Annotated in this window: 7 protein-coding genes and 1 pseudogene; 5 read left to right on the forward strand and 3 right to left on the reverse strand. The window is 63.4% G+C overall.

Annotated elements, in window-relative coordinates:
- Positions 1 to 164 precede the first annotated feature (164 nt).
- Positions 165 to 740, forward strand: a complete 576-nt coding sequence (locus C6W92_RS13405) for a hypothetical protein (RefSeq protein ID WP_129434066.1) — start codon at positions 165 to 167, stop codon at positions 738 to 740.
- 58 nt (positions 741 to 798) lie between these two features.
- Here C6W92_RS13405 and C6W92_RS13410 read toward each other — a convergent pair whose 3' ends face one another.
- Entirely contained in the window at positions 799 to 3,894 is a 3,096-nt protein-coding gene (locus tag C6W92_RS13410) for an efflux RND transporter permease subunit (RefSeq protein ID WP_129434068.1), read from the reverse strand.
- On the reverse strand, positions 3,891 to 5,198 hold the full coding sequence (locus tag C6W92_RS13415) for an efflux transporter periplasmic adaptor subunit (protein ID WP_164989238.1): 1,308 nt from the start codon (positions 5,196 to 5,198) through the stop codon (positions 3,891 to 3,893). Before C6W92_RS13415 ends, C6W92_RS13410 begins: the two co-directional genes overlap by 4 nt.
- Before the next feature lie 423 nt (positions 5,199 to 5,621).
- Between C6W92_RS13415 and C6W92_RS13425 the strand changes: the two genes are divergently transcribed.
- Together C6W92_RS13425 and C6W92_RS13430 are read left to right on the forward strand one after the other, a co-directional pair.
- The gene (locus C6W92_RS13425) at positions 5,622 to 6,155 is read left to right on the forward strand and encodes a DUF2478 domain-containing protein (protein ID WP_129434074.1); all 534 of its coding nucleotides are present in this window, start codon (positions 5,622 to 5,624) and stop codon (positions 6,153 to 6,155) included.
- 145 nt (positions 6,156 to 6,300) lie between these two features.
- Positions 6,301 to 6,406 (forward strand): annotated as a pseudogene (locus C6W92_RS13430) (IS5/IS1182 family transposase); the annotation flags it as partial.
- Between the two features lie 90 nt (positions 6,407 to 6,496).
- Here C6W92_RS13430 and C6W92_RS13435 read toward each other — a convergent pair.
- Entirely contained in the window at positions 6,497 to 7,759 is a 1,263-nt protein-coding gene (locus C6W92_RS13435) for an MFS transporter (RefSeq protein WP_347232801.1), read from the reverse strand.
- A gap of 286 nt (positions 7,760 to 8,045) precedes the next feature.
- On the opposite strand from C6W92_RS13435, the gene C6W92_RS13440 reads away from it, so the two are divergent.
- Together C6W92_RS13440 and C6W92_RS13445 are read left to right on the forward strand one after the other, a co-directional pair.
- Positions 8,046 to 8,972, forward strand: a complete 927-nt coding sequence (locus C6W92_RS13440) for a CorA family divalent cation transporter (protein ID WP_129434076.1) — start codon at positions 8,046 to 8,048, stop codon at positions 8,970 to 8,972.
- A 268-nt stretch (positions 8,973 to 9,240) separates the two neighbouring features.
- A complete protein-coding gene (locus C6W92_RS13445; RefSeq protein WP_241691166.1) occupies positions 9,241 to 9,603 on the forward strand; it encodes a hypothetical protein in 363 nt (120 codons plus the stop codon).
- Positions 9,604 to 9,817 lie beyond the last annotated feature (214 nt).

Below are 9,817 nucleotides of genomic sequence, written 5' to 3' on the forward strand. Positions count from 1 at the left end.
TTCCTCGATCAACTTCTGAAACCGCGCCCGAAGCGCATCCGGCAAAGGTGCTGACATAATCCATCCTCCCAAACAGGATGAATCACAGATCAGGCTTCAAGGGAATCCCACCGATTCAGGTTTTCGGCGGGATGCTTTAGGAAGAAAAGGTCTCGACCAACCTGGTGGCGCGATGGGAGGCCTTGCTCCGTGGCGACACCGACCTCGCGCGGGAGCGATATGCTGCGGCGCGCGATCTGGCGCAGGCCCGGGGCTACGAGTTTCTGCCCGCCAAGAAGGTTGCCGAACGACCCCTCGCCGCGATCATGGAGCGGTTTGAGGCGTCCCTGAACGCGCATGGCAATATCGACGACCGCAAGGGACGCGCCTTTCTCGGCGCCGTCAAGGAACCCGGGACCGCCAACAAGGAGATCAAGCTGTTCGGGACCGTGCTGCGCCGGGTGAACAAGATGCGCATGCTCGGCCTGGATATTCCTCTGGGTATAGCCGTAAGTCTAACGCACGATGGACGCGTACCCATGCGCAAGGGCTTACAGAGCCCGAGAATCGCCCGCAGAGTGCGCTTGGCGGGCTTTTCGCCCAAAACGCCCCCACGAAATGCACCGGCGCGAACCTGTGACGGAATTTGCATCCCGCACACCCGAGAGCAGCTGTCAACCCCACGCCCTGCCTTCCTGTCCCAGCCTGTCACGCCGAGTAAAATCCGGCAAACCTTCACTGAGGATATGGAAGATTGGTGATCGAGCCGCGCAGGAAACGTCAGCGACCCACTTCTACAGTGCTCGTGCCACCGCGCTTTCACGTCCCCTGTGATCGGTGGCGCGGTCTGAGATCATCCAGGATGGCGTAGAAGGCGGGCAGGACCAGCAGTACCAGCACGGTCGCGCTGAAAAGGCCGAACACTACCGAGATCACCAGTGGCTTGACCGTCTGCGCCTGCGTGCTGGTTTCCAGTAGCAGCGGCGCGAGCCCCATGAGCGTGGTCGAGACCGAGACCACGATGGGCCGAAAGCGGTCGCGGCTGGCCAGCCCGGCGGCCTCGGTCGCCGGGGCTCCCTCGTCCATACGTCGCTTGATGACCTGCACCAACAGAATGGCGTTGTTGACCACGATCCCGGCCAGCGAGGCCGCCCCCATGATCGACGGCATCGAGATGTTGTAGCCCATCAGCATGTGGCCCAGAACCACGCCCACGAGCGCGAGCGGGATTGTCAGCATGACGATGACCGGCTCGACATAGCTGCGGAACTGGAAGGACAGAACCACGTAGATGCCCACCAGCCCGATCAGGAATCCGCGCAGGATCGAGCCCATGGTCTGGGCGGAATTGGCGTTCTGACCCTCGATGGTGACAGAGACACCGGGGAAATTGCCGGCCAGCTCGGGCAGGAACCCGGCGGTCACATCGCTCACGATGGCGTCGGCATTGCCGATGCGCCCGTCCACATCCGCGGCGACCGTCACGGTCCGCCTGCCATCGACATGGGCGATGCTGCCCCAGCCGCGCGCCGCCTCGATCCGGGCCACGGTGGCAAGCGGCGTACGTGAGCCGTCGGGCAGGCGTATCTCGAAGGCGGTCAAGTCCTCAAGCGTGCTGCGGTCGCGCAGCGCCTGTTCGATCTCGATCTCATGCGCGATGTCGCCGTCCTGGACGGTCATGACGATCCGGCCCAGAAACGCCGCACCGACTTGGTCGGCGATGTCGCGTCCTGTCAGCCCCAGGCCGGTGGCCCCTTCGGCCAGTGTCAGCCGCAACTCGGGGCGTCCGGGACGCAGGTTGTGCATGGCGTTGTAGACACCGGCATAGGTCTCAAGCTCGGCCACCAGCCGGTTTCCTGCCTGTTCGAGCGCCGAAAGGTCCGGCCCCGAGAACCGGATTTCGACGGCGCGGCCCTGCGGGCCGATGCCCGGCTCGGTCAGGGTGATCGCGATCGCGCCGGGCACTGCGCCGATTTCCGCGCGCCAGGCGGCGATCAACTCGTCGAGGGTGGTCACGCGACGCTCGGCTCCCAGCAGGTCGGCGGATATGGTGGCGACATGCGGACCGGCCTCGCCCGCGGTAACGTTCCTGTTGAAGATGGTCTGCACGGTCTGCACAAGCGCTGCGCCGTCGGGCTGCAGCGGGGAGAGATGCTGGTTGACCCGCGCCAGAGCCGCAATGACGTGGTCCGCGATCTCTTCGGTTCTTTGAAGCGGTGTGCCCTGCGGCATCAGGATGCGGGCCTCAAGCACGTCGCCGTCAATATCGGGCAGCGCTTCGCGCTGGACATGCCCGCCGCGCAGCAGCCCGATCGTCACGATCATAGTGGCAAGCGTCAGGCCGGTCACGAGATAGCGCCACGTCACCGCCCCGTCGACGAGCGCGCCAAGCCCCCGGTCGCGCACCCGCCCGAAGCCGCGCTCGAACCCCGCGCGCAACCGTGATGGCGGGGTGTCGGTCGATTTCAGCCCGTGCGAGAGGTGATGCGGCAGGACCCAGAAGGCCTCGATCAGGCTCGCGGCGAGGGCAGCGATAAGGACCACGGGCAGCACCTCGAGCACGGCACCGAGGTCTCCGGACAGGAATGACAACGGCGCGAAGATCGCCACGGTCGTCGCGAAGGACGACAGCACCCCCGGCAGGACACGTTTTGTGCCCGCGATGGCAGCCTCGATCCGCGAGGCTCCCTTCGCGGACTCGTCCGAGATGGCATCCGAGATCACGATGGAATCATCCATCACGATCCCGATGGCCATGAGCAGCGCCACAAGCGTGATCATGTTGAGCGAAAGCCCCGTCAGGGCCATCACGAGAAAGGCCCCCAGAAAGGCGACCGGCAGCCCGAGCGCCGCCCAGATCGCGTAGCCGGGGCGAAAGAACAGGCTCATCACGCCCACAACGAGGATCAGGCCGATCACCCCGTTCTGAACCAGCATCACCAGACGGTCACGCACGATGCTGGTCATGTCCTGCACAACCTCGATCCGGATCGTTGGCGGCAGGTGGTCGCGTTCTCCGGAAACAACCGCCTGCACCGCGTCAAAGACCCGCAAGGCATCCGCGCCAAGCGACTTTTCGACCTGCAGGAACACGGCGCGCTGCCCGTCGAGAAAGGCGCGCTCTTCCTCGGGGCTGTAGGTTTCCTCGATCGAGGCGATCTGGCCGAGGGTCAGTTCGGCCCCGTTGGGCCGCGACAGGACCACGATGCGCGCCAGCGCCTCGGGGCTGCGGCGTTCTTCGGCAAGTCTCAGGGCAATGTCCTGTGCGCCGGTTTCAAGACTGCCCAATGGCCGGTCGAGGCTTTGCGCGCTGATCCGGTCGGCAAGCTCGGACACGGTCAGCCCGTGCTGCAGCAGCACGGCGCGGGCCACCGTGATCCGGTATTGACGGTCACCAAAACCGGTCATCGTGACCTCTGCCACGTCAGGCAGGGCGCCGAGCCTGTCCTGCAAATCTGCAGCGTAGAGTTCGAGCTGCGCGGGCGGCATATCTCCGGCCACGGCAACCGAGGCTACCGCGTCGGAGCGGTGCAATTGCCGCACTGTGGCCGGATCGGCCTCGGCCGGGAAATCGTCAACGGCGGAAATCTCTGTGCGCAGATCGGTGACGAAACGGCCCGCGTCTCCGATCGGTGCCATGGTGGCCACGGCGCGCGCCACGTTTTCCTGCGCGGTGCAGGTCAGCTCTTGAAGGTGTTCGACAGCGTCCACCGCGTCCCATATCCGGCGGCAGATCGCGTCTTCCACCTCGCTCGCCGTGGCCCCGCGATAGATCACGGAAATCTCGGCCTCGGTATCGCGGAAATCGGGAAAGGTCTCGCGCTTGAGAGTCGGGGCGGCCATGATCCCCGCCGCCGCGATCAGCACCAGAAGGAGATTGGCTGCGGTTGGATGGCGGACGAACCAGGCGATCATTCGGCTGGCTCCGCCGCGCGCACGCGCAGTCCCGGCAGCGCGGGCACAATATCGTCGAGGATGACTTCGTCACCGGCGTCGAGTCCTTCGGAGATCACGCTCTCGCCCGCCTGTGTCCAGGCCACGATCACGTCGCGCATCTCAAGCCGTCCCTCCGCGTCGCGCAGATAGACGGTATCGCCACCATGCACCGCCTGCGCTGGCAGGACGATCATCGGCGCGCCCTCCGGCCCGGTCAACGTCACCTCGACATACATGTTGGGGACCAGCGGAAGGCGCGCAGGCGGGTTCGCACCATCGTATGGCGCGTCCACCGCGATCACGACGGGCACCGAGCGGGCCTGCGGGTCGAGACCGTTCTCGACACGGATGAGCCGCCCGCGCCAGACCTGGTCTGGATCAGAGACGAGCCGCACCTGGGCGGTGATCCGGTCGAGTATCGCGTCGCGTTCGCGCGCGCCGAAGCGCACGCCATCGGTCGCGGCGGCCCCCATGAGGCGCGGAAAGCTGTCGAGCGACATCTGCGCCACGATCTCCGCCTGCGCGACGCCATCGGCGCTGACCAGAGACTGGCCGGCGGTCACGAACTGGTGCTGCTCGACATGCACATCGCCCACCCGCAGATCGAAGGGGGTCTCGATTCGGGTCATCCGCAGATCGCGTTCCGCGCGGGCTTGGGCTGCGCGGGCGCGTGCGATCTGCGCGTCGAGCCGCGCGCGGCGCACCGGGATCAGGGCCAAAGTGTTCTCAAGCTCCTGCACCGTGCGGCGCAGCGCCAGCGTGGCGCGTGTCTGCTCGTCCAGCCGTGCCTGCGGGACCGTGCCCTGTTCGGCCAGTGTCCGCACGCGCGCCAGTTCGGATTCGGCGAGCGCGAGGCGGTCCTGCTCGATCCCGAGGATCAGGCGGGTGTTCTCGGCCTCCTGCGCGATCTGCCGCCCTTCGGCCTCCAGCGCCGTCAGGTCCGCCTGCACCTCCTGCAGGCTTGTTTCGTAGCGGTTCGCGTCGATCTCGAGCACGCGGGTACCCTCGGGTATCATGTTGCCGCTCTCAAGCTCGGGATGGCGATAGGTCACCGCGCCCGCGACCTCGGCCACCGCCTGCCAGCTTTGCGCCGCGTGCACGGTGCCATAGCCGCGCACCACGGGGGCAATCGGTTTGGCTTCGGCGCGGACCGTGCGGGCCACGGCCTCTCGCTCCCGCTGGTCGGTCTGCGCGGGCGGCGCGGCTGTCGAGACAAGCCAAACCGCGGCTGCGATCCCGATCGCAAGAGGGGGAAGAAGCCGCACCATGCGCCAGAACCTCATGAACTTTCGCCTTTTTCGTTGTTCCGCCGTTGTCTGAGTCGTGGCGCGGCCATGATAACAAGATGCTCGCGTGGACGCGCGACCATCGGAGCTTACAGAGGGCTGATCCATTTGTCTTTGCGACACCATAGTTGCAGCTACTCTGTATCGGCATTTGAATTACGAATTTGACAACGGTCAAGGACCGAACCGTTCCTGACGCTTTTACTGATCCTAGTTGCCAAACGACCCGGACGTGGCAGGAGCAATGAGGCGCGGGGCCGCGCAGCGGATTTGCCGAGGGTGATACGCATTGCGTCCGCCTGGTCTGCAACTCGGATGTCAATTCGTGCAGGATGGAGGAAACGACGATGAGGATCGAGATCATGACAGGTGAGACTTGGTCATCGTGCGCAGATGTCTCTCCAAAATGAGGTGCAAACGATGAGGCTTGCTTGCGTGAGTGCGGAGGGGCGCGGAGCCACGGATCACTTGTTGGCGGCGATCGTGGAGCGTATGGGCAGTGAAGGGTTCCGGCTTGCCGGTGCGTTGCGCGCGGTTGGACCGGGGGCCGGGGCGGGCCATTGCGACAGCGCGTTGCGGCTCTTGCCGGATGGTCCCGTCATCGACATCACGCAGAACCTGGGCACGGGATCAGCGGCGTGCCGGATGGATGCCGGTGCGCTGGAGACGGCGGTGGCGGTAGCCACCGAGCAGCTGATGATGCAAGGGGCCGATCTCGTGGTGCTCAACAAGTTTGGACTCAGCGAGGCGGAGGGGCGTGGATTCCGGACGATGATCGCCGAAGCGCTCGGGCGCGACCTGCCGGTTCTGCTCGGCGTGTCCGATGTGCACCGGGAGGCATTTGACCGGTTCGCGGGCGGCATGGCCGTCGCGCTGCCGGCGGACGAGGACGCTGTTCTCGCGTGGTGCCTTGGGGCGATACCGAAGGTAGGCGGGACTAGCCATGTGGTGTGACACTGAGACTTCTCATTCCGACCGAGCGGGACGGCATGACGCGGGTCGCAGAGTGGCAAACTCGGAAAGGAGCATCCGATGAGGCTCTGTTGCACAAATCCAGTGAGGGATTCATTTTGTAAATCCAGCGTGGTAGCTGGGCTGCATGAGCAAACCCACATCCCCGACCTACAAGACCAGGATCTGCCGCCTACAATGCAGCGATCAAGCGCCATGACTCGCTGACGATCTGGTTTGATCCTGAGATGAGCTGAGATGCCGCGCCGACAGGTAAGTGTCGGCCGACAGCAGGCCCTCTGGGCAACTCCCAAGCGATGGAACGAAGGGGGACAGTACTCGCGCTACTCTTTGCGACTGCTGATCGAGCCATGATCAGCCTTCGGTGTTTCAGGCGGATGCGCGTCGGTCTCTGTTTCGCCTGCGGCGAGCGCGGCGGTCTCGGGCGTCGAAGATCGCGCGAGCGGCTTTGACTGGAAGGCGACCTTGTCCACAGCAGCCACGGCAGGCGCGATCCGAAGCCTGACAAGGGCAAACAGGAGAAGGAGCATATGTGCCATTCCGGTCACGGCGAAGAGCGAGGAGGCCCCGAAGGTCGTCATCGCAAAGCCGGCAACCGTCGGGCCGACGATGGATCCAATGCCGAAGACGAGCAGAAGCCCCCCGCTGACCTGAATGAACGACCCAGGCTCTGCGTGGTCGCTCGCATGAGCGACGATTACCGGATACATGGCAAAGACCGTCGCACCAAAGAATGCCGACAGGACCAGCACGGCCAGCGCTTGCGTGAGGCCAGTGAACAAGAACAGTGCATCGGCCAGCATGGCAAGAACCGTGACCGCAACCAGCACCTTTCTGCGGTCCAGCCGGTCAGAGACAATCCCGACAGGAATTTGACTCGCTGCTCCCGCCAGAATCGGGATGCTGGCGAAAAGCGCAATCTCGCCAAGCGACAAACCGATCCGTGCGCAATAGACCGCGGCCAACGTGGCGAAGGCCGCGTTGGAGACTCCGACCATCAGAACGGCGAACACGGCGATGGGTGAGTTCCTCCAGAGCTTGCCCAGGTCGAGAGAGACCTGCGTCAGGGGCCGGGGCGTACTCGTCGCGCTGATAGCGGTCGGCAATAAAGCGAGACAGTAGACCATGGCCGCGAGAACGAAAAAGAAATACCCGCTCGCCTCGCCGAGCGTCAGCACCATCTGTCCGGCGGTTGTCGCAGCCAGGTTGACCATCGTGTAGATACCGAAGACTTTCCCGCGCGATTTTGCGTCCGCCCTCTCGTTGAGCCAGCTTTCAACGATCATCGCGGCACCAGCAAAGCAGAAGCCAGACAAGGCCCGCACCGGAATCCAGACCTCTGGCGAGATGAGCACCAGCGATAGCAGCACGGCGATCGCCGCGATTGCGCACATGGCCCCGAAGGCCCGGATATGGCCCACCCGCGCCACGAGGGCGGGCGTGCGCAGGCAGCCGGCAACATAACCCAGCGCCCATCCCGTGCCGAGCAGGCCCAGAGAAGCGGCCGAAAAACCTTCCAGCTCGCCACGCACCGGCAGAATCAGGCTGTTCACGCCACCTGCGAACACGAGGAGAGCTGATCCCATCAAGAGGGCGGTTAGGGGAAGGAGGCTTGTAATCACCACCACAAGGTAGCTTTTTGACTTTCAGTTGAAAATACGAAAGCTGATGGGAGACAAATCACGCGATGCGTGGGCGTGGACGTCATGCGCGATCATCTCGGTATCGAGTTTCCGATGTTCCCAAGGCTCATGTCGCCAGCCTACCAATCAAGTTCAACGCGCGCGAGACGCCAGCAGCAAGTTGAAGCCTGCTTCGCGACGGCCAAGGAGCAGACTGCGAGTTCTTTCATGAATAAATGGAGAAGGTTTCATGTTTACAGTGATCCGCATTGGTGGTGACGCGCGCTGGTTCGACCTCGTCTCACCAACGGAAGAGGAGGAGCGGTGGCTCGAGACGGAACTCGGAATTGACATCCCGACCCTGGATGACATCCGAAAATATGAGCCATCAAGCCGACTCTACCGTGAGAGCGGCGCGATATTCATGGCCGCGCAGATCATGGTAAAGGGCGATACACCTTTGCCGCAAACGACAAGCGTGGCGTTCATGCTCAAGAACGATGCCCTTGTCACCGTCAGATACGAGCAGAGCCGCACGTTCGACCTCCTTGCCACCGAACTCCAGCGAAGCGAAACCAGTCAATCAAACGTGATGGCCCTGATCGAACTGGTCGAAGCCCTGGTGGACAGGACGTCCGAGCTGCTCGAAAACGCGGCCGACGCCGCGGATGACATGGCGGTGTCCGTCTTTCCCGCCGGAGAGCACCCGTCGCAACGCAGGACCGCTGCAGAACTTGAGGCTGTGCTGAGCGAAATCCAACGCCTGCACCGCCGCGTCGCGAAGGGTCGGGAAAGCCTCGTATCGCTCGGCCGCATGACCGGCTACCTGCTGGCACAGGCGAACATCAAGGACAGCGCGTTCCGGGCACGGGCAAAAAGCACGAGCCGCGACATCGTTTCGGTAACCGACCATGCGACATTCGTTGCCCAGAATATCCAGTTTGTTCTGGACGCCCTGCTCGGCCTCATTAGCGTAGAGCAGAATGCGATCGTGAAGTTCTTCTCCATTGTCGCGGTCGTGCTGCTGCCGCCGACCCTGATCGCCGCCATCTACGGCATGAATTTCGAGATCATGCCCGAGCTGACCTGGACCTGGGGCTACCCGGCTGCACTCATATTGATGCTCGCCTCTTCCGTACTGCCCTATCTCTGGTGCCGAAAGCGCGGCTGGCTTTAAGGTGCTGAACCTAGGAAGTAAAAAAGGCTACACCGCCAAGGCCGATGCAAGAGAGCGCGAATGGTCCAGACCCGATATGCTTCAATACCGACATCATGCCGTTATAGGCAGCGCCGCAAAGCCGAAAGCAGTTGCTTACCCGAGCGGGAGTGAAAGCGAGGCTAGAGCGGGTTGCGCTCATTCCGATTCAGGATTCCCAAGGGGCATAATCTGTAATTCCCTGTCTGGCGGGCAGATATGGGGGTTTGAGATGGGCAAGCCACACCCTATGGCACTTCGCGAGCGCGTTGTCGCGTTCGTCGAGGAGGGGCATTCGCGCCGCGCTGCCGCTGCGCGGTTTCGGGTTTCGGTGAAGTTCGTCAACGACATGGTGATCCTGAAGCACGAGACGGGCGGGCTGGAGCCGCGTCGACAAGGCAATCGCGGCGGGCATGGAAAGCTGGCCCGTCTGCGGGGCTGGATCGTGGCGCGGATGGCTGCCAAGCCTGATCTCACGCTGGATGATCTGGTGCTGGAAATTGCCGATGAGCACCAGATGACGGTGCATCGCGTGTCTGTCTGGCGCACCCTGCGCAGTCTCGGTCTGACGCATAAAAAAAGACCTTCAGGCCGTCGAACAAAAGCGGCCTGAGGTCCGGCACGCACGTCATATCTGGATCACACGACGTCAGCCGTTCATGGCTGAACTGTTGCCACGCCTCGGTTTCATCGACGAGACCTCGTGACCTGCCACGGGATTTTTCCTCCACTTGGAACTAGAGTCCGACCCAACGAAGGGACGGACAATGAAGCGATCAAGATTTTCGGAAGAACAGATCATCGGCATTTTGACCGAGCATGAGGCT

The sequence above is a fragment of the Roseovarius sp. A46 genome, from assembly GCF_004126395.1.
In the GTDB taxonomy this organism is placed as follows: domain Bacteria; phylum Pseudomonadota; class Alphaproteobacteria; order Rhodobacterales; family Rhodobacteraceae; genus Roseovarius; species Roseovarius nitratireducens.